This window comes from Snodgrassella communis (assembly GCF_914768045.1).
In the GTDB taxonomy this organism is placed as follows: domain Bacteria; phylum Pseudomonadota; class Gammaproteobacteria; order Burkholderiales; family Neisseriaceae; genus Snodgrassella; species Snodgrassella communis.
Genome location: NZ_CAJZCD010000002.1, coordinates 1 through 20,707, shown reverse-complemented (window position 1 = coordinate 20,707; position 20,707 = coordinate 1). Strand labels below are relative to the sequence as shown.

The 20,707-nt window shown below is 45.7% G+C and carries 17 protein-coding genes; 11 read left to right on the top strand and 6 right to left on the bottom strand.

Features of this window, described 5'->3' with window-relative positions:
* Positions 1-37: 37 nt before the first annotated feature.
* The 4 genes from MJ761_RS02130 to MJ761_RS02115 all read left to right on the top strand — a co-directional run bounded on the left by MJ761_RS02130 (position 38) and on the right by MJ761_RS02115 (position 5,799).
* Positions 38-1,369 carry a M23 family metallopeptidase gene (locus MJ761_RS02130; RefSeq protein ID WP_239392855.1) on the top strand — a complete coding sequence of 444 codons (1,332 nt, stop codon included), beginning with the start codon at positions 38-40 and terminating at the stop codon, positions 1,367-1,369.
* A 75-nt stretch (positions 1,370-1,444) separates the two neighbouring features.
* Positions 1,445-2,209 carry an exodeoxyribonuclease III gene (xth, locus tag MJ761_RS02125; protein WP_093090782.1) on the top strand — a complete coding sequence of 255 codons (765 nt, stop codon included), beginning with the start codon at positions 1,445-1,447 and terminating at the stop codon, positions 2,207-2,209.
* 8 nt (positions 2,210-2,217) lie between these two features.
* Positions 2,218-3,324: an anhydro-N-acetylmuramic acid kinase gene (locus tag MJ761_RS02120; RefSeq protein WP_093090850.1), complete on the top strand. Its 1,107-nt coding sequence runs from the start codon at positions 2,218-2,220 to the stop codon at positions 3,322-3,324.
* A gap of 111 nt (positions 3,325-3,435) precedes the next feature.
* Positions 3,436-5,799 carry a DNA translocase FtsK gene (locus MJ761_RS02115; protein WP_093090784.1) on the top strand — a complete coding sequence of 788 codons (2,364 nt, stop codon included), beginning with the start codon at positions 3,436-3,438 and terminating at the stop codon, positions 5,797-5,799.
* Positions 5,800-5,884: 85 nt separating this feature from the next.
* On the opposite strand, the gene lgt is transcribed toward MJ761_RS02115, so the two are convergent.
* Positions 5,885-6,736 (bottom strand): prolipoprotein diacylglyceryl transferase, encoded by an 852-nt coding sequence (gene lgt, locus MJ761_RS02110; RefSeq protein ID WP_093090786.1) that lies wholly within the window; start codon positions 6,734-6,736, stop codon positions 5,885-5,887.
* Positions 6,737-7,017: 281 nt separating this feature from the next.
* On the opposite strand from lgt, the gene hmpA reads away from it, so the two are divergent.
* Together hmpA and MJ761_RS02100 are read left to right on the top strand one after the other, a co-directional pair.
* Positions 7,018-8,235 carry an NO-inducible flavohemoprotein gene (hmpA, locus tag MJ761_RS02105; protein ID WP_093090788.1) on the top strand — a complete coding sequence of 406 codons (1,218 nt, stop codon included), beginning with the start codon at positions 7,018-7,020 and terminating at the stop codon, positions 8,233-8,235.
* An 85-nt stretch (positions 8,236-8,320) separates the two neighbouring features.
* The gene (locus MJ761_RS02100; RefSeq protein ID WP_093090790.1) at positions 8,321-8,770 is read left to right on the top strand and encodes an Rrf2 family transcriptional regulator; all 450 of its coding nucleotides are present in this window, start codon (positions 8,321-8,323) and stop codon (positions 8,768-8,770) included.
* Positions 8,771-8,810: 40 nt separating this feature from the next.
* Here the strand turns inward: MJ761_RS02100 and MJ761_RS02095 are convergent, their stop codons facing one another.
* The 4 genes from MJ761_RS02095 to MJ761_RS02080 form a co-directional block, all read right to left on the bottom strand.
* Positions 8,811-10,004 (bottom strand): LD-carboxypeptidase, encoded by a 1,194-nt coding sequence (locus MJ761_RS02095; protein WP_093090792.1) that lies wholly within the window; start codon positions 10,002-10,004, stop codon positions 8,811-8,813.
* 211 nt (positions 10,005-10,215) lie between these two features.
* A complete protein-coding gene (locus tag MJ761_RS02090) occupies positions 10,216-11,655 on the bottom strand; it encodes an aminoacyl-histidine dipeptidase (protein WP_093090794.1) in 1,440 nt (479 codons plus the stop codon).
* A gap of 76 nt (positions 11,656-11,731) precedes the next feature.
* Positions 11,732-12,469 carry a bifunctional demethylmenaquinone methyltransferase/2-methoxy-6-polyprenyl-1,4-benzoquinol methylase UbiE gene (ubiE, locus tag MJ761_RS02085; protein ID WP_093090796.1) on the bottom strand — a complete coding sequence of 246 codons (738 nt, stop codon included), beginning with the start codon at positions 12,467-12,469 and terminating at the stop codon, positions 11,732-11,734.
* 70 nt (positions 12,470-12,539) lie between these two features.
* A complete protein-coding gene (locus MJ761_RS02080) occupies positions 12,540-12,926 on the bottom strand; it encodes a gamma-butyrobetaine hydroxylase family protein (RefSeq protein ID WP_239392856.1) in 387 nt (128 codons plus the stop codon).
* Positions 12,927-13,078: 152 nt separating this feature from the next.
* On the opposite strand from MJ761_RS02080, the gene nadE reads away from it, so the two are divergent.
* The 3 genes from nadE (at position 13,079) to MJ761_RS02065 (ending at position 15,967) form a co-directional block, all read left to right on the top strand.
* Positions 13,079-13,870 carry an NAD(+) synthase gene (gene nadE, locus MJ761_RS02075; protein WP_093090800.1) on the top strand — a complete coding sequence of 264 codons (792 nt, stop codon included), beginning with the start codon at positions 13,079-13,081 and terminating at the stop codon, positions 13,868-13,870.
* 236 nt (positions 13,871-14,106) lie between these two features.
* Complete coding sequence (locus MJ761_RS02070) at positions 14,107-14,877, top strand: nucleotidyltransferase domain-containing protein (protein ID WP_093090802.1); 771 nt, start codon at positions 14,107-14,109, stop codon at positions 14,875-14,877.
* The gene (locus tag MJ761_RS02065; RefSeq protein WP_093090852.1) at positions 14,864-15,967 is read left to right on the top strand and encodes a DNA polymerase beta superfamily protein; all 1,104 of its coding nucleotides are present in this window, start codon (positions 14,864-14,866) and stop codon (positions 15,965-15,967) included. The genes MJ761_RS02070 and MJ761_RS02065 overlap by 14 nt, the downstream gene beginning before the upstream one ends.
* 74 nt (positions 15,968-16,041) lie before the next feature.
* Here the strand turns inward: MJ761_RS02065 and MJ761_RS02060 are convergent, their stop codons facing one another.
* Positions 16,042-17,757 (bottom strand): proline--tRNA ligase, encoded by a 1,716-nt coding sequence (locus tag MJ761_RS02060; RefSeq protein WP_093090854.1) that lies wholly within the window; start codon positions 17,755-17,757, stop codon positions 16,042-16,044.
* 158 nt (positions 17,758-17,915) lie between these two features.
* On the opposite strand from MJ761_RS02060, the gene hemG reads away from it, so the two are divergent.
* Together hemG and MJ761_RS02050 are read left to right on the top strand one after the other, a co-directional pair.
* Positions 17,916-18,446: a menaquinone-dependent protoporphyrinogen IX dehydrogenase gene (gene hemG, locus MJ761_RS02055; RefSeq protein WP_093090804.1), complete on the top strand. Its 531-nt coding sequence runs from the start codon at positions 17,916-17,918 to the stop codon at positions 18,444-18,446.
* Positions 18,447-19,477: 1,031 nt separating this feature from the next.
* Positions 19,478-20,707 (top strand): calcium-binding protein (locus MJ761_RS02050; RefSeq protein ID WP_275413921.1); only part of this gene is annotated, 1,230 nt, incomplete at its 3' end.

The window sequence follows — 20,707 nt, the reverse complement described above, 5'->3', positions numbered from 1 at the left end:
CCGGTTTTGGTTTTGCACTTTCAACAAAATACTAATCATGACCATGTTTACCCACTCAGCAGCACTACTCCGACGCCTCAGGCAGAAAATAGCCAGCAAACCTAGGCTATGGTTTGGCTTTGCCGTAGTCGCTTTATTGCTACTGAGCATAGCTTGTGTGTGTATTTTCAGCCGCAAGCACACTCCAGAGCGCTATCAGGCAAAACACTTAAATCTTAAACTGGCACCGGTAAGCATCAAAGCTCATGCAACCAATCTGAATTTCTGGCGAGATGAAATTGTTCAGCCGGGAGATAACATCAGTATGGTATTGAGTCGCTTTAATATCAGCTCCGAAGAAATTCAGCAGATAATCGGTCTTAAAATTATTAAAGACAAAGTCAAGCATCTACAGGTTAATCAGGTATTCAGTATACGTATGGATAACGATGGCCACCTGACTAATATCCAGTTTTTTAATGACGACGACAATGGTGAAAAAAATCTGGTAGCACTAAAAAAAGTGGGTAACAGCTGGAATGCTGATGTTAGTGCGGTTGATACTGAAACACTGACAACATTCAAGGCTGTGGTCGTCAAAACCTCTGCCCGCGGCGCACTGGCACAGGCAAGCATACCTGTGGAAATCCGCGAATCACTACGCGAAATCTTTAAGGATAAAATAGACGTCAATACGTTGCAAAGCGGCGATACTATCCGTCTGATTTACGACAGCCTGTATTATCGAGGGCAGGAACTTTCAACCGGTGATATCCGTGCTGCTGAATTCAGCCATAATGGCAAGCTGTATCAAGCCTACTATTACGATACCGGCAATGATGGCAATGGCCAGTATTATGATGCCCACGGTAAACCGCTGCGCAAAGGCTTTTCCAGCGTACCGGTTGAAGGTGCGCGAATATCCTCACCATTCGGTACCCGTTTTCATCCGATACTGCAAACACTGCGCATGCACAGCGGCATTGATTATGCCGTTGCCAGTGGCACGCCCATCCATGCTCCGTCTGACGGCACAGTTGAAAGCTTTGGTATCAAAGGCGGTTATGGTAATGCCGTCGTATTGCGCCACAACGATAGCATGCAAACCCTGTACGGGCATATGAGTGCCTTTGCCAACCTCAGTATCGGCCAGCATGTACGGGCAGGAGAAATCATTGGTTATGTAGGCAGCACTGGTGTCTCTACGGGCCCGCACCTGCATTATGAAGTGCGGATTAATGGCCAGCCGGTAAACCCAACCAGTGTTGCCCTGCCCACCCGTACGTTAAATACACGCGAACTAGCCGATTTCAGGCAGAAACAGCAGCACTGGAATGAGCAACTGGCTAGCATTCGTAACCTGAGCGTAACCATTGCCCAGTTGGATTAGAAGATAGCCATCCTCAGTCTGGAACTCGTCACGCTTTACGCATACAATAACCGCTTTGCTGTTACAGAATTTATCATGAAAATCGCTACATGGAATGTTAACTCACTGAATGTGCGTCTGCCTCATACTTTGCGCTGGCTGCAAGAAAATCAGCCGGATATTCTGGCCTTACAGGAACTGAAGCTTGAGCAGGACAAATTTCCAGAGACCGAATTTACTCGGATTGGTTATCATGCAGCATGGAATGGCCAGAAAACTTACAACGGTGTTGCCATACTCAGTCGCCAGCCTCTTGAGCAGGTCACCATTGATATTCCAGAATTAAATGAACCACAAAAGCGTATTATTGCTGCCAGCATCAACGATATCAGAATTATCTGTGCTTACTGTGTGAACGGCGAAGCAGTGAGTAGTGAAAAATTTGCTTATAAAGAGCGCTGGTTTGCCGCACTGAATGCCTATATGCGCAGTGAACTGGCACAGCATCCGAAAACCATCCTGCTGGGTGATTTCAATATTGCACCGCACGATATAGATGTTTACGACCCAAAAAAATGGCAGGATAAAGTATTGTGTTCTCCACAAGAACGCAGTTGGTTTCAGCAACTGCTGCAACTGGGATTAACTGATAGCCTGCATCACCTATATCCTGACAGTGCCCATTACACCTGGTGGGATTACCGCATGAATATGTTCAAACGCAAGCTCGGATTACGCATCGACCATATCCTGCTGAGCCAGCCATTATTGCCGGCATTACGTGAAGTACAGGTTGATAGCACCGCCCGTGGCTGGGAACGCCCCAGTGACCATGCACCAGTTATGGCTACACTTGCCTGATGAACAGCATGCAATCTTTCCAATACTATATTGGTCTGATGTCAGGCACCAGCATGGATGGTATTGATGCAGTACTGGCCAGAATAGCAGGTACGCAATGGCTTGACGTGTGTGCGCAGGCATTTATTGCCTATCCTGAACCACTGAAACAACAGCTGCTGGCACTGCAAACTCCGGCGCATAATGAGCTGGCGCAGGCTGCCGTACTGGCACAGGAACTGGCTCATCTCAATGCACAGGCAGTCAGTGCCGTACTCAGCGAAGCCAGAATCGAAACTCAGGCGGTTACGGCTTTAGGTTGTCATGGGCAAACCATTCGACATGCACCAAAACAGCATTACAGTATTCAATTAATGGACTGGGCATTACTGGCTGAGCTTACCGGCATTACCACCATAGGAGACTTTCGCAGTCGCGATCTGGCCGCAGGTGGTCAGGGAGCACCATTAGTGCCGGCTTTTCATCAGGCTGTTTTTGCCAGTGAAAAGTATTGTCGCGTGGTATTGAATCTGGGGGGCATTGCCAATATCAGCGTACTCCAGCCACAACAGCCGGCTTTCGGTTTTGATACCGGACCGGCCAATATGCTTATGGATGCATGGGTACAGCATAACTGGCAGCAGGAATTTGATTACCATGGTACGCTAGCCAGTAAGGGGCAGATAATTGAGCCACTGTTACAAGCCATGCTCAGCCATAGCTATTTCAGCCAGCCCTATCCCAAAAGTACCGGTCGTGATTTGTTCAGCCTCACTTGGCTCAACCAATATCTCACCGGACAGGAAAATCCTGCTGATGTTCTACGTACCCTACTCGAACTAACCGCACAAACGGCAGTAAACGCCATCATAAATGCTGCGCCTGCTACCCATAGCGTCTATGTCTGCGGTGGCGGAAGTCAAAACCGGCTCTTAATGCAAACAATGGCGCAACTGCTCGAAAAGTACAGAATTACTCTGCACCGTACGGACACACTACAACTACCGGCACAGCAGGTTGAAGCCGCAGCCTTTGCTTGGCTGGCCGCATGCTGGTATCAGCGCCAGCCAGTAGCTACCCATCATGCTACAGGAGCAGCCGGTGCACGCATTCTCGGCTGTGGTTACTGGGCTTGACTATCCGCAAAAAACCGTTAAATTCTGTTATCAATATCAGCCATAACGCCCAACAGACCTTATAATAACCGGTTAATTTCAGATAAGAATACCAATTCAGCCGCAAGATTTATGACCACCACACGAAAAAAATCTGTCCCCCGTAAACAGTCGCCACAAAAAATCAAGTCGCAGAAAGTCAGCAAACCAAAACAGCCATGGTTAATGAACCTGATTAACGACATTTTCTGGCTTCTGGCGCTCATGATTACCCTGTTTACCATATTGTCTCTCGTTAGCTTCAATATGGCAGACCCAGCTTGGTCTCGTGGCATTATCCAGATTAACAAACCGCATAATCTGGCTGGCTTAACCGGTGCTTGGTTAGCTGATATTGGTTATTACATTTTCGGCCTATCCGTCTGGTGGAGCATAATCGCTGCCGGCATTGCCCTGTATCAGAGTTTTCGCCCGCTTAATGCCCGCTCACTGAATACCAGTGATGACAGCAAACCCTACAGCAGCTGGTTAGCGTTAACCGGTTTATTTATCCTGCTGGTTTTCAGCCCCATTCTGGAAAATTTGGTATTTGCCAGCATGCTTCATAATGCCCTGCCGATTGGTGCTGGTGGCTTGATTGGGCAAGCAGTGGGTAGCCTGCTGCAACAGCTTTTCGGCCTTAGCGGCAGCCTAATCTTCAGCGTTTTCCTAATACTGATTGGCTTATCACTGTTATTACAGGTTTCATGGTTAACATTAATCGAAAAACTTGGTGCTCAGTGTGAATGGTTCTGGTGCAAACTGCTACGCCGCCCGCAACGCCTGATAACCAAACTGCCCAATAACAAAACTGTCCGGCACATGGTCAAACAGGCTAAAACCATTACTGCCAAAAATATCGACCCTCCACCACTTGCTACCAGCAATCGTAAAACGGTAGCCGTACGCACCGAACCCACCATCGCACAGAATCTAACCGAATCGTCATCGGTACCTAACCAGACAGCCACAAAAAGTGAAAATGGTCTTATCCATTTACCAAATGTCGAACTGCTGAGTAAGCCAACCGAGCAACCAACCGTCATCAACAGTGAGCTTCTACAGCAAACCGCTGCACAAATCGAATCCAGATTAAAAGAATTCGGTGTAGAAGTCGAAGTGACCAGTGCCACTACCGGCCCCGTTATTACCCGCTATGAAATTGAACCAGCACAAGGTGTCAAAGGCAGCCAGATTGTTAACCTCAATAAAGATCTGGCTCGCTCACTTTCAGTCCAGAGTGTACGCGTGGTCGAAACCATCGCCGGTAAAACCACCATGGGAATTGAGCTCCCCAATAATGAACGTCAGAGCGTTCTGCTAGCGGAGATTCTGGGCGCAAAAATCTTCCATGAGGCGACTGATCAATTAACTATGGCAATGGGTAAAGACATTGCCGGTGCACCTGTTATTGCCAGTCTGGCCAAAATGCCGCATTTACTGGTTGCCGGCACTACCGGTTCCGGTAAATCGGTTGGCGTCAACTGCATGATTCTGTCAATTTTATACAAAGCGCAACCAGATGAAGTACGCTTTATCATGGTAGACCCGAAAATGCTTGAATTAAGCGTATATGACGGCATTCCGCATCTACTGGCGCCAGTAGTCACCGACATGAAAGAAGCCGCACAGGCACTCAACTGGTGCGTTACCGAAATGGAAAAACGCTACCGCTTGCTGGCGCATGTAGGCGTGCGCAACATTAACGGCTTCAACGACAAAGTAGCAGCCGCCAAAGCTGCTTCCACCCCACTGGTCAACCCATTTAGTAACAATCCGGATGAACCGGAGCCGCTGGATAAACTGCCTTACATAGTAGTAGTCATTGACGAATTGGCAGACCTAATGATGGTTGAGGGCAAAAAAGTAGAACAACAGATTGCCCGTTTGGCACAAAAAGCCCGCGCTGCCGGCATTCACCTGATACTGGCCACCCAGCGCCCCAGTGTCGACGTCATTACCGGCCTGATTAAAGCCAACATCCCCACGCGGCTTTCCTTTCAGGTATCCAGCAAAATCGATAGCCGCACTATTCTCGACCAGATGGGTGCAGAAAATTTGCTTGGCAAAGGAGATATGCTGTTTTTACCGCCCGGTCAAGCCGAACCAACCCGTCTGCATGGTGCATTTGTATCAGATGAAGAAGTCCACGCAGTGGTTAATTTCATCAAACAGCAGGCGCCCACCCAGTATGTGGATGGTTTACTGTCTGGAGAAGCTGCCCAAACCAACGTCAATCAAGTTAACCCGAATGCCAACAGCGATGAATTATTCGATCAGGCAGTGGCTTTCGTACTGGAAACGCGTAAAACTTCCATTTCCTCATTACAGCGCCATTTGCGCATTGGCTACAACCGTGCCGCCAACCTAATGGAAGCACTCGAAGCTGCCGGCATCGTCTCTGCGGCCGAACTAGGCGGCAGCCGGCGGATTCTGGCGCAAAAAGACAATCTGTAATACCCAGCAATTTTGAAGCAGCCCATATAATAATGCCGCAATAAAAACATATTTATTGCGGCATTAACCATACCTCCAGCCTCGCTTACTTTGCTTTTCTGCCGGCGTAAATAAAACCAATCATACCAATCACAATCATCGGCAGACTGAGCCATTGTCCCATCGACATATGCATCGCCAGCAAACCAAGAAAATCATCAGGTTCACGCGCAAACTCAACAATAAACCGAAATACCCCATAGCCCAGCAAAAACAACATTGATGCCTGCCCCAGCGGACGTGGCTTTTTAGTAAACAGCCACATAATCACAAACAACACAACCCCCTCGAGCATAAATTCATACAGCTGAGAAGGATGGCGCGGCAACATCTGAAACTTTTCCCATACTGGCAACCATTTGTTCGGTTCCTGCATCACCAGCGCAATATCATTTTCTCGTGCATGAGGAAAACCCATAGCCCAGAAAGCATCTGGATTGGTCACCCGCCCCCATAATTCACCATTAATAAAATTACCAATACGGCCACATGCCAGACCAAGCGGTACCAATGGCGCCACAAAATCGGCTACTGCCCAAAACTTAATCCCGTGTTTGCGCGCAAATAACCACATTGCCACCAGCACACCAATAAAACCGCCATGAAAAGACATACCGCCTTGCCAGACTTTCAGAATTTCCAGCGGGTGGTTCAGATAAAAAGCCAGTTGATAAAACAATACATAACCCAGACGTCCGCCAAGAATCACCCCCAGCACACCCCAAGTAATAAAATCATCCAGCGTTTCATTGGTAAAAACCGTCTGTCCGCTCTTAATCCGCTTGCGTCCCAGCCAGATAAACAAACAGAAACCAACAATATAACTCAATGCATACCAGCGAATCGCCAGCGGTCCCAAATGCACCAGCACCGGATCAAAATTCGGATGAATCATCATAAACTTATCATTCCTCAAATATTTTAATTATCTTATCTACCGCAGCAATATGCGTCAGATAACAGCCAGCACAGCCATAAACACTACAGCCAAAACAGCTCACAGTTTAACCCATATTAGCCGAACTATGCGCCCCTTTCAGCACCCCTGCTGTTCCAAAGACATACTAGAGTAAAATTAATTCTCACAAACAGACCTATACACATTGACAGCCAGTAGCAGGCAGTCTAATATCAAATATGTATTTTATATACATATTAAATTATTCGGGAGAACCAACCATGCAATTAACAGCCAGACAAATCGAACTGGTTCAGGCAACCATACCCACACTACAGCAACATGGCGTTGAACTAACCCGTTACTTCTATAACAGAATGCTTAGCAACAACCCAGAGCTGAAAGAAATATTCAACCTCGGCAACCAACGCAACGATGCTCAGCCACAGGCACTGGCCAGTGCCGTACTTGCTTACGCACAAAACATCACGACATTACAGAATCTGGGCAACGCCATCACTCAGATAGCACACCGCCATGTCAGCCTGAATATACAGCCAGAGCAATATCCAATAGTTGGCACCAACCTGCTCCATTCCATCAGCGAAGTATTAAACGTACCAATGGACAGCGAACTGATAGCAGCATGGCGCGCCGCCTACCAGCAACTGGCCGATATTCTCATACAGGCCGAAGCAAACCTTTATCAGCAACAAGACAGCACCAAAGGCGGCTGGAAAGGCTGGAAGAAATTCAAAATTGTTGATAAACGAGAAGAAAGCAGCGAAATTACCTCATTCTATCTGCAACCGGTAGACAACAGTCCATTGCCCGAATATCAGCCCGGCCAGTACATTTCCGTACGCGTTTTGGTGCCACAACTAGGTATCAGACAACCGCGCCAATACTCCCTGTCCGATAGCAATCATGTCGACCATTTCCGCATCAGTGTCAAAAAAGAAGCTGCTGATCAGCAGCATGATGCAGGTTATGTTTCTACCACCCTGCATGAACATTACCACATTGGCGACGAAATAGAAGTCACCAACCCAACCGGCACCTTCTTATTACATAATCCGGATAAAAATACCGTACTGATTAGCGCAGGTGTAGGCATCACCCCCATGATCGCCATCCTCAATACCCTCGCAGCAGAAAACAATCCATACCAACAGATTAGTTTCATTCATGCCTGCCGCAACAGCAATGTACTGGCCATGCACCAGCACATCATCACATTACAGCAGACCATGCCTAATCTGCGCAGCTATCTGGCCTGCGAAAATCCGGATACACAATTAGCCCCAGACAAAATCGGCCGGCTAGAACTCACCGAGCTGGATAGCACCTTATTACCAGCAGATGCCGATTATTATATTTGTGGCCCCAAACAATTTATGCATAGCCAGTATCAGGCATTGCTTAACCTGTCTATACCGAAAAATCAAATCTTCATGGAACTGTTTGGTACAGGCACATTCTGCCAGCTTGCAGCCTGAACAATCAGCAGCAATTGATACATAAAACTTTTCATGGCAGCTGAAAACGGGCAGAATTGTCCTATCAACTGCCCGACAGACTGCCATGCAAATAAACCGCTTTACCGATCTTGGCTTACGCGTATTAATATCACTACAATACCTGCCAGAGTCCAAACTTTCTACAGTAGAAGAGCTCGCCAAACAGCTCAATGTATCCAGAAACCATCTGGTAAAAATTGTTTATTTTATGGCACAATCAGGCTGGATTAATTCATTCAAAGGCCGAAACGGCGGTATCAGACTGGCCTCCACCAGCTATCAGCTCAAACTGGGCGATATCGTTCAGGCACTGGAACAAGCTTCATCCGAAACATCCGCCTTAGTCAACTGCCAGCAGCCACCCTGCTCCATAAAAGAATTCTGCTATCTGCCACAAGCCTTCAGCGAGGCACAGCAGGCTTTTTATCACTCACTAAACCGCTACACCATCAGGCAGCTACAGGCGCCGGCCACCAAACAAACTGTCTTAAAATGGCTGGTGCAGCAGGAATAACCCGGGCTGCTATACCACCACCCCTGCTGAACGGAGCACACTACATCACATCTTCTGTTTCTGACGACGAATTCTCACTAGCTGGCGCACCCATTACACCATTAAGCAAACCTTCAACAGCCGGAGGCTGCGGAAGCAAAGTATTTAAAGCCAGTGCAGAAGCATTCAGCACCGGATAACCACTGAAATCAATTTGATAACCGCCATCACTGGTCGAATGCAAACTAGCGCGGGCACCAAGCGGGAAAGTTACCTTATCCGCAACATGACCAAAAGGAAATCCGGTTAATACCGGCACCTTCGTCAACCGAGCCATAGTCTGTACCACAGAATTGAATGTATAACTACTGTCATACACATCCCGAATCGACCCCATACGGAAATTACCCAGCACAATCGCCTGCTGACGTGCGAGAATACCACTCAGATACAAAGTCTGAAGCATACGTTCAATCCGATATGGCTGCTCACCCACGTCTTCAATAAACAAAATACCGCCATTTACCTGCGGCATATAAGGTGACCCCACTAACGCAGACAGCACACTCAGATTACCGCCCCATAAAACCCCTTCGGCTCGAATCTGATAATTCTGCATAGCAGCAACCCTAACCACCATGGCCGGATTGCAACTATTATCAATAAAAGAACGAGTAGTAAATTCACTCATCTGCGGCTTGCCAAATTCACTATACAACATAGGTCCGGCAAAACTGCACATCTGCCCCTGTGCCAGCAAAGCCAGTTGCACCGCAGTCACATCACTATAACCAAACAGTAAAGTACCCTGCTCGCGCATCCGCGCCCCCAGAGCCGACCAGTTAACCAGCGGCAAAATACGCATCGCGCCATAGCCACCGCGCAGCCCCATCAGCACCTTTGGCACAGGTACACGACCAGCGGCCACATCCTGCAAATCAGCAGCCCGCTCAGCATCACTGCCGGCAAAACGCTGATAGCGGCGTACACACGCCTGCTGGTTACTGACTGCAAAACCAGCCACAGCCAAACGTTGTGCCGCCAGCTCACTGCGACTGCTACTTTCTCCAAAACCAGAACAGGCAAAAATGCGCATAGTATTCAGATTATTCTTTGATTGTACAGGTACTTTTGGGGAAGACGTTGTCGGTACAGTTTGCTTCTGGGTGTTACCACACGCTTGCAACAAACCAGCTCCTGCGAAAGCAGCACTGGCTCGTAAAAAACCACGACGGCTTTGTTGTTGGGCATCCATAAAAACTCACTTCCTGATTCAGTGGGTTATCTGACAGAAAAATACCGACTATAGTAACAAAAGACTGTTCATACCAATTAACAGCCAGAACCAGAACACCAAAGCCGATACAAACCAGCCATATCTTACTATAGCCCAGCCTTTCACCACCAGCAGCAAAAATAACAAAAGCATGGAATCACCATGCTTTTCAGAACCCAACCACCTATAACTAGCGCGAGGGCATTGATTTCAGCAAATCCAGCAAAACAGCCCAGCATTCAGCTACAGCAGCAATCTCTACCCGCTCTTCGGGCGAATGAGCCGCACGAATAGTCGGCCCGAAAGAAACCATATCCAGATGTGGTGCCTTACCACTGAGAATACCGCATTCCAGACCAGCATGAATAATCTGTAATGGTGGCTGTTTACCATAGTGTCTGGCAAACATATCACTGGTTAGCTTAAGCAATGGCGAATCTGCGTTCGGTGCCCAACCCGGAAAATCTGCTGTTAAATCCAGATGTGCACCAGCCAAACGAGCCAGCGCAGCCAGACGCAGACTGAATTCATCTTTTGGCGTTTCCAGAAGAGAGCGCATCAGACAATTTATCTGCAAACCTTCTGCACTGGTTGTCACCTCACCTATATTGGATGAAGTTTCCACAATACCAGTGAACTCTGCACTCATGCGCATCACACCATTAGGGACAGCAGCAAGTAAATCCAGTGCTTTCCGTGTACATGCCAGTGTAGCAGCCTGCAACAAACTTTCTGCCGGTAACACCTCAATGCATAGTTGCGTTTCTTCAGCCCATTCTGCTGCAATCACAGCTGCAATCGGTTTGACCGCTGCACGGGCTGCTGCCTCATCCATCACAATCACAGCCTGAGCCTCACGCGTAATCACATTACGTAACTCACCGCCCTGCCATGAACCCAGCGCAAACGGCTTCTGTGCATACAGACTGGACAACACCCGCGCCAGCAACACATTAGCATTAGCATGATTCTTATCAATATCAATCCCGGAATGTCCCCCGCGCAGGCCTGATACCCGAATCGTACAGGCTGGTGCCTGATTAGACTGCCAGTCCAGCGGCAAAGTCAGACTGGCGTCACGACCACCGGCACAACCGATAAAAATTTCACCTGCTTCTTCCGTATCCAGATTAATCAGATACGGCATCTGTAACCAGTCTGCGCTCAATGCCTCAGCACCGCCCATACCGATTTCCTCTTCCACCGTAATAATCAGCGTTAATTCCGGATGAGCCACATCATCAGCAAACAGCACCGCCAGCCCCATGGCCAAGCCGATACCATTATCAGCACCCAGCGTTGTATCGTTAGCCCAAACCCAGCCGTCCTCAATTCTGGTCTGAATTGGATCATGCAGAAAATCATGCAGCGAATCAGCACCTTTCTGCGCCACCATATCCATATGTGCCTGAATGGCCACCGGTACACAGTTCTCCATACCCGGCGTAGCAGGCTTACAGATGCGCAGATTACCTTTCGCATCAACATCCGTTTTCAGACCACGCTGCTGCGCTGCTTGCACCAGCATTTCCCGCACAGCCTGCTCATGAAAAGTCGGGCGTGGTACAGCACATAAACGCGCGAACCACTGCCATACCGGCTGTGGCTGTAATTGTTCAATTTTACTCATATTCCTGATACTCAATCACAAGTCAAAACAAATCAGGCCACCATATGGCAGCCTGAACACAGTGTCAACCAGCAAACTAAAACTTTACCCCTTTATGCAACGCTACTACCCCAGCAGTTAAATTGTGATAACTAACACTGTCAAAACCCACTTCCAGCATCATCTGTTTTAACGTTTCCTGATCCGGATGCATGCGGATCGATTCCGCCAGATACTGATAACTGTCTGCATCCTTAGCAATCAGCTTGCCCATCAGCGGCAGCATCTTAAAAGAATACAAATCATAAATTGGCTTGAGCGGCTTAAACACATGAGAAAATTCCAGCACTAGCAACGTACCACCGGGTTGCAACACCCGATACATCTCAGCCAGTGCCACCTCCTTATGCGTCATATTACGCAAACCAAACGACACCGATACCAGATTAAAATAATTATCCGCAAACGGCAGTTTCTCCGCATCACACAACGCCACAGGCAGCGCCAGCCCCTCGTTCAGCAAACGGTCACGCCCCACAGTCAGCATGGATGAATTAATATCCGTTAACCACACCTCACCGGAACGCCCTACCCGCTTAGCCCAGCCGCGTGACAAATCACCAGAACCACCAGCAATATCCAACACCCTGTCACCCTTGCGTAACGGTGCTGTAGTAATCGTAAAGTGCTTCCAGACCCGATGCAAACCGCCAGACATCACATCATTCATCACATCATAGTTCTTGGCTACCGAATGAAACACCCCGGCAACACGACCCGCTTTTTCATCTTCATCAACAGTTTGATAACCAAAATGAGTTTTGTGATCGCTCATACCACACTTTCAGAATTAAATATTGCCCAAATAAACATATCCAGCAACCAGTACCATTATCAATACAGCATTAGCCCGGTTCTCGGCTGGCACCAGCCAGAAGTAACTGTTGTTCATAACCCGCCCAGTGTTCAGCCTGCCGCATAGCCAGATCATACAAATAATCCCAGTCATATAAACCAGTATCATGCCCATCAGAAAAAGCAATGCGCAAAGCATAATTACCCACCTGCGACAAACCAGCAATCGTCACATCACGCTTACCTGTCTGCAATACCTCCTGCCCCGCACCATGCCCGCGCACCTCAGCGCTGGGAGAAAACACCCGCAGATACTCAGCGGCAAGCTCATATGTCTGTGATGCATACACCAGCCTTAACACCTGCCGGTTCTGGCTCAAACGGATTTCAGCTGGCACCCTATCCCGCATACAAACTACTTCCTCATCACAAGCCATGAATAAACACAACCTATTCTAACCCAATATACCACTTACTGCCCACACAGAAACAGACTACCACCTGTACAACCCCCTTGCAGATACTTTGCAAGTCTACCTGCAAAGAAGTATATTAACCCCATTATACAATCAGCCAAAGGATGCATCACATGCAAGCAGCAGCCATCATCGAACACATCGTTAACTGGCTACGCGATTACGCCACCCATTCCAATTGCAAGGGCTTTGTCGTTGGCGTTTCCGGCGGTATCGATTCCGCCGTCGCCTCCACCCTAGCCGCCCAAACCGGTCTGCCTACACTGGTACTGGAACTACCTATTCACCAGAAAGTGAACCAAATAGCACGTGCACAAGAACATATCCGCCAGCTGAAAAGCCGCTTTAGCAACATCCAAAGTAACTCAATAGACCTTACCAGCACCTTTGACTCATTTACCATCGCAGTAGATGTTGCAGACAAAAACGAACAACAAACCCAGCTGGCGCTGGCCAATGCCCGTAGCCGGCTACGCATGATTACACTGTATTACTATGCCCAGCAAAATGGCCTGCTTGTCGTAGGCACCGGCAATAAAATAGAAGACTTCGGTGTCGGCTTCTTCACCAAATACGGCGACGGTGGCGTCGATCTCAGCCCGATTGCCGACCTGCTCAAAAGTCAGGTTTATGCCTTGGCCAAAGAACTGAATATCGACCAGAAAATCATCGACGCCCCGCCTACCGACGGCCTGTGGGATGCAGACAAAACCGACGAAGAACAGATTGGCGCCACCTATCCCGAGCTGGAATGGGCAATGAGCATCTACGACACACATAAAATCGACGACTTCACCGGCCGCCAACGCGAAGTATATGCCATCTACGACCGCTACCACCGCGCCATGCAGCATAAAATCAACCCCATTCCAGTATGCAAAATTCCGCCTGAATTACTTAACTGACACCACAACCAGATTGCAAAATCTGGTTTTTTATTCCACACAGAAACCTTATGCCAAAATCAAAAAAATCAGGCAAAAATCATATTAATTTCCTCGTCATAACAAACAAATCTAAATCAAATAACCCTAACGTCACCCAGACATAAATCTACACAAAGAAATCATACCTTAAACAAAATTGTAAAAAAATATTAATTCATTCATACTTACCTAAAACAACTCAGAACCATAGCATTATGCAAACTACAATCCAGCAGCAATTACAACAAATAGAGCAACAGCATAACATCCAGATTATTTATGCATGTGAATCCGGCAGCCGTGCTTGGGGGTTTGCCTCTCCCAACAGTGACTATGATGTGCGTTTTATATACCTGCATCCAATGGAAAAATATCTAGCCATAGAACCCATAAAAAATCAGCTCACCTTTCCTATTACCAGCGACCTTGACATTCATGGCTGGGATTTAAAAAAAACCCTGCAACTCATCCACAAATCCAACGCCACACCATTTGAATGGCTACAATCGCCAATCATCTATCAGCAACAAACAGACCTCGCCCAGCAGCTATGGCGTCTATGTGCCCATTACTTTAATCCCAGAGGCAACGTCCATCATTATCTGGGCATAGCTTCCAGTGCACTGAAAAACCTCAGTGGGCGGCAAATTAAAATCAAACAACTGTTTTATATACTCAGACCATTACTCAGTGCCTGCTGGTGTATACAGCATAAACAGATTGCACCAATGACAATCACCCCTCTATTACAATTACTACCAGCAGATCTACACAAACAGATTCTGGAACTCATTGATTTTAAAAATACAGTTATCGAATCCCATATAATCGAAATCAGTAGTAATCTACATGATTACATTACAACTACCACCAACCACATCAAATCACAAATACCGCAATTACCAGAACTAAATTTCACCACCACACAACTGGATACTTTTTTTATCAACACATTAAAAAACCATGCCAGCCATGAACATCACTGATTTAAAAGCACAAAACCTAATTTTACTGGAAGTAATCAGTGGCAGCCGTGCATTCGGTCTGGCCACCGAAACTTCAGACACAGATATCAAAGGCGTATTCTACTTACCCAAAGACAAATTCTATGGTCTACATTACATTCCACAAATAAGCAACGCCAGCAACGATATTGTTTACTACGAAATAGGCCGGTTTACAGAATTATTACTGAAAAACAACCCGAATATCATCGAAGTACTGGCTTCTGCTCCTGAATGTATTCTTTATCAGCATCCGTTGATGCGGCAATTTTCACTAAAACAGTTCTTATCCAAGCAAATCCAACAGACCTTTATCAATTATGCCTGCTCACAAATAAAAAAAGCCAAAGGACTAAACAAAAAAATCAATAATCCAGTAGATAGCAAACGTAAAACCGTTTTCGATTTCTGCCATATCATTGACCAGCAGCATACCTACCCACTAAACAACTGGCTGCAACAGCGCCAATGGCAACAACATCAATGTGGGCTAGTCAACATTCCTCATGCAACCGACTTATATGCTCTGTACTATGACGAAAACGGCAACAAAGGATATCGTGGCATCATGCAGCATGAAAATGCCAATGATATTTGCTTATCATCAATCAGCCCCACTGACCCCTTTATTGCCTACCTGAGTTTCAACCGTAACGGATACTCTACCTACTGCCGCGAATACAAAAGCTACTGGCAATGGGTAGAAAAGCGAAATGAACAACGTTATCTTACCAATAGCCAAAGCGGGCAGGATTATGATACCAAAAACATGATGCATACCATCCGCCTGCTCCAAGTGGCATTAGAAATCATCTCACATGGCACCGTCACCAACAAACGCCCTAACCGACAAGAATTACTGGATATCAAACATGGCAAATTTTCATATACAGAAAACCTGCACAAAGTCAACTCACTGCTTAGCCAGATTACAGAAACCAGCAAAACCAGCAGCCTGCCAGAGGAGCCAGCTACAGCAGAAGTGATGCGCACCTTAATCAATATACGCCAAACCCTGTATAACAATCACCAAACAGGCAGCACCCCATTTACCGGTAATCAACCAGATTAAAAATATCAAATAAACCAAACCGCCCACAAAAAAACCAGACCTTAAAAGTCTGGTTTTGCACAACTACCTACCTGTTAGCATTTGAGTAACGCACAAACATGAGCCACCACCTCATCAATAGCCAGCTCAGTTGCCGCAGCATCCTTACGCGCCTGATATTCAACCTTACCTGCTTTCAAACCACGGTCACCAATAACAATACGGTGCGGAATACCAATCAACTCCGAATCATGCAATAGCACACCAGAGCGCTCATCACGGTCATCCAGCAGCACATCCACACCCGCCTGCTGCAATTGCGCATACAAATCATCCGCCGCCGCTTTCACAGCAGCAGATTTCTTATAATTCATCGGCACAATCACCACCGTAAACGGCGCCATCGCTTCTGTCCAGATGATACCGCGCTCATCATTATTCTGCTCAATTGCCGCAGCAATCACACGAGTAATGCCAATTCCGTAACAGCCCATTTCCAGCACCACATTCTTGCCATTCTGATCAAGTACCGTAGCCTGCATCGCCTCAGAATACTTCGTGCGCAACTGGAACACATGGCCAACCTCAATCCCGCGCGCCAGCTTCAGACTACCCGTACCACATGGACTAGGATCGCCAGCAACCACCTCGCGTAAATCAACAAATTCCGGCTCAGCAGCATCACGGCCAAAATTAAAGCCAGTATAGTGATGATCATCCTCATTAGCCCCAATCACCCAGTCTGCACCTTTAGCCGTAGCAAAATCAGCATACATCTTACCATCAAACCCCACAGGACCAAGTGAACCACCATGCGCACCATTAAAAGCAGCCTCAATCGCAGCCTCCGAAGCCATGGTTAACGGTGCTTTCACCCCTGCCAGCTTCTCAGCCTTAATTTCATTCAAATGATGGTCACCCCGTACCAGCAACAGTACCACCGTACCCTCTTCCTCGCCCTCAACCACCAGCGATTTCAGCGTTTGTTCTACCGGCACCTGTAAAAAAGCCACCAGCTCATCAATACTGCGTACGTTCGGCGTATGAATCTTACTTAAATCCTGCCCGGCATACTGGCGTTCACCAGCCAGCGGCAAAGTAGCAGCTAGCTCAACATTAGCTGCATAATCAGAAGCATCACTGTAAGCAATAACATCTTCCCCGCTTTCAGCCAGAACCTGAAATTCATGCGACCCAGTGCCACCGATACTGCCGGTATCCGCGGCCACCGGACGGTAGTCCAGCCCCAGTCGATCAAACACACGGCAATAAGCATCAAACATATCCTGATAAGACTGTTGCAGCGATTCAAATGTCGTATGGAAAGAATACGCATCTTTCATCACAAATTCACGCGCACGCATCACCCCAAAGCGCGGCCGCACCTCATCACGGAATTTAGTCTGAATATGATAAAAATTCAGTGGCAACTGCTTGTAACTGCGAATCTCACTGCGCACAATATCAGTAATCACCTCTTCACAGGTTGGTCCCATACAGAAATCGCGCTCATGACGGTCAGTAATGCGCAACAATTCCTTACCATAAAACGACCAGCGGCCACTTTCCTGCCATAATTCTGCGGGCTGCACCACCGGCATCAGCAACTCAATCGAACCGGCACGATTCATCTCTTCCCGAACAATATGCTCAACCTTACGCAACACCCGCAAACCCATCGGCATCCAAGTGTACAATCCGCTGGCCAAACGACGAATCATTCCCGTACGCAACATAAGCTTATGACTGGCCAACTCTGCTTCAGCAGGCGCTTCTTTCAATGTTGAAATATAAAACTGACTGGCTTTCATATATATCTCCAAAAACAGCCGCCATTGTACCAGCCTCCGGCCAGTAAAAAAGCCAAAATCCCATACCAGAATAAACAAAATTTGCACACAATAATTACTCCTAGCCAAACCTAATAAGCGTGGTATGATTCATATTATTTAACCACAACTACCTTGCCATGAATTATCTGCTTGTATACAGCAGCCGTTTTGGCTACACCCATAAAATTGCCCAGACACTGGAAGCACAATGGACTGCTGCCGGTAACACAGTTCACATGGTTAATCTGGCAGACGCACCAGTTATCCAGCAGGGTGAATACGATAAAATCATCATCGGCGCATCCATACGCTACGGCCACTATGCTGCCGCACTGGCACCCTGGATAGAACGCCATCAACACATCCTCAGCAACACCCCAAGTGCCTTTTTCAGCGTCAGCATACTGGCCAACAAACCTCACCGCAGCACCCCGCAAACCCATACCTACACCCGCAAATTCTTTGCCAAAAGCCCGTGGCAGCCACAAATTATCGGCATCTTTGCCGGAGAATTGCATTACGCAAAATATAACCTGCTCGACCGCTACATGATGCGTTTAGTAATGAAACTAAACAAAGGCGAAACCAATCTGAATGCACATATTGAATACACCAACTGGCAAAAGGTACGCGAATTTGGTGAACAAGTGCAGAAATTAAACACCTAAGCCACCATATACTCAACTCATCGAATAAATATAATACTTAAAAACAGAGCTAAAAATAATCTACTTATCAACAAATAGATACCAGTATTTTTTTTAAATTAGCATCAGATAAAATTACCATAGACGAAACCTAAACAGCTCTACCTCATTTCTTGAATATAAAACCCCTATATCAGCAGAACCTGTTATCTGCATTCAAAATCAGCTTGTAAAATACAAAAGAAATAACAACTAATTAAATACCAAAATCCATTAAAAACAAAAATACAATTTAATATTTAAATAAAATTAAAAAACAATAAATTACAAAAATAAAAGAAACTGGCAATCATCCAATTTCAAAAATTGATTGATATAATTCAAACCATAGTATAAAATAATTATATACTTACATAATTGTATTTTTAAAAATCATAGCGTAATATATTAATAAATCAAGCATGCATCCAACAAACCGGTGCAAATGCAGAGAATTTTAAACACCGATAATCAGTTAAATAAAACACTGATTAAATTAATAGTAACTACAGCAACCTATCCTGATTTAGTATTTATTACTAAACAGAATATTTTTAACTAAACTTAAACACTTAAAGCCCCAATTACACCATTACCAAAAATTTATTTTGAGTTTATTTTACCAAGCAAATAGAGAATTGCAGCTTAAACCCAGTATATATTCGTGTATTCAGCATATTTGAATTAGCAAAACTAACCAAATTAGCTCTTAATGATTAAGAAAAAATTATCAACTTTCTTACTCAACTACACCTTATTATACCCCCAATGAAAGGAAAATTTTATCCAAAACAACATTCCAAAAGCATACTTAAAATTAAACCAAAATAATCATTTAAATCAAAATATTATCTTAGATTTAAACAACAGAATACATTCAATATTACTTTAATTTTAAGCATATATTAATTATGATAAAAATATAAATCTGATTAAATCAACCTTTTAATAATAACCAAAACAAATTTATTCATTTAAAAAATCTTATTTTAATCTACTCAAAGGACTTAATAATGATACAAACAGATAACAATATTCCAAATAGGAGTAATGAAAAACCATATCGTTATGTATTTCAGGCAGGACATGGTGAAGATATTATCAATAGTAAAACCAGCAACAATAAGAACAACCAAAACATCGAAATTGTATTCGAAAAAGCCCAAGCAGATAATGCTATTTTCTTACATGCAGGTAATAATCTAGTAATTCAGGCATTTAATAATCAGGACTCGGTAACCCTGACAGATTTTCTAAATCCCGACAAAACCAATATTTGTACTGTTACATTTATCTTTGATGATAAAACCTTAAGCTCAGAAGATATTGCCGATACAACAACAACCTTGAACAATACCAGCAAAAACGATGAGCGCACAGATTCAGATAGCAACAATAACATCAACAAAAAAACAAGTGACGACAGGCAGTATAGCGATAATAGTAATGATAGCCTCAATGATATGGCCAGTTACAGTACACTTAATCGTGACAGCGGTAATGATATCCTTAAAGGCAGTGACTGGCACAAAGACCGCTATGAATTTGAAGCAGGACACGGGCAGGATGTCATTTATGACCAGGGAAATACTAGTTACCAAAGTCATTTCAATGATGTCGTCTTTAAAGGTGCTAATCTGGCTGATGCTCAATTCGCCCGTTCCGGTACTGATCTGGTTATTCGCGCTTATGGTGAAGATGATTCTCTTACCCTGCCTGATTATTTCAACAATTCTTATCGCAGGGCATTTAATCTTGTCTTTGATGATCAAACCATTAGTATTAATGAAATAAAGAACAACTATACATTTACTATCACTGGGGACGATGATGATAACGTTATCGTCGGCTGGTATGGTAAAGACATTCTGAATGGTGGTACCGGTAATGACACCTTATCAGGTGGCGATGGTGATGACATTCTCAATGGCGATGACGGCGATGATATTCTCAATGGCGGCAACGGTAACGATATCCTTAATGGGGGGGCTGGTAACGATACCTTAAATGGAGGAGACGGATACGATATCTTAAATGGCGGTACCGGTAACGATACTCTCAAAGGTGGTGACTGGCACAAAGACCGCTATGAATTTGAAGCAGGACACGGGCAGGATGTCATTTATGACCAGGGAAATACTAGTTACCAAAGTCATTTCAATGATGTTGTCTTTAAAGGTGCTAATCTGGCTGATGCTCAGTTTACCCGTTCCGGTACTGATCTGGTTATTTGCGCTTATGGT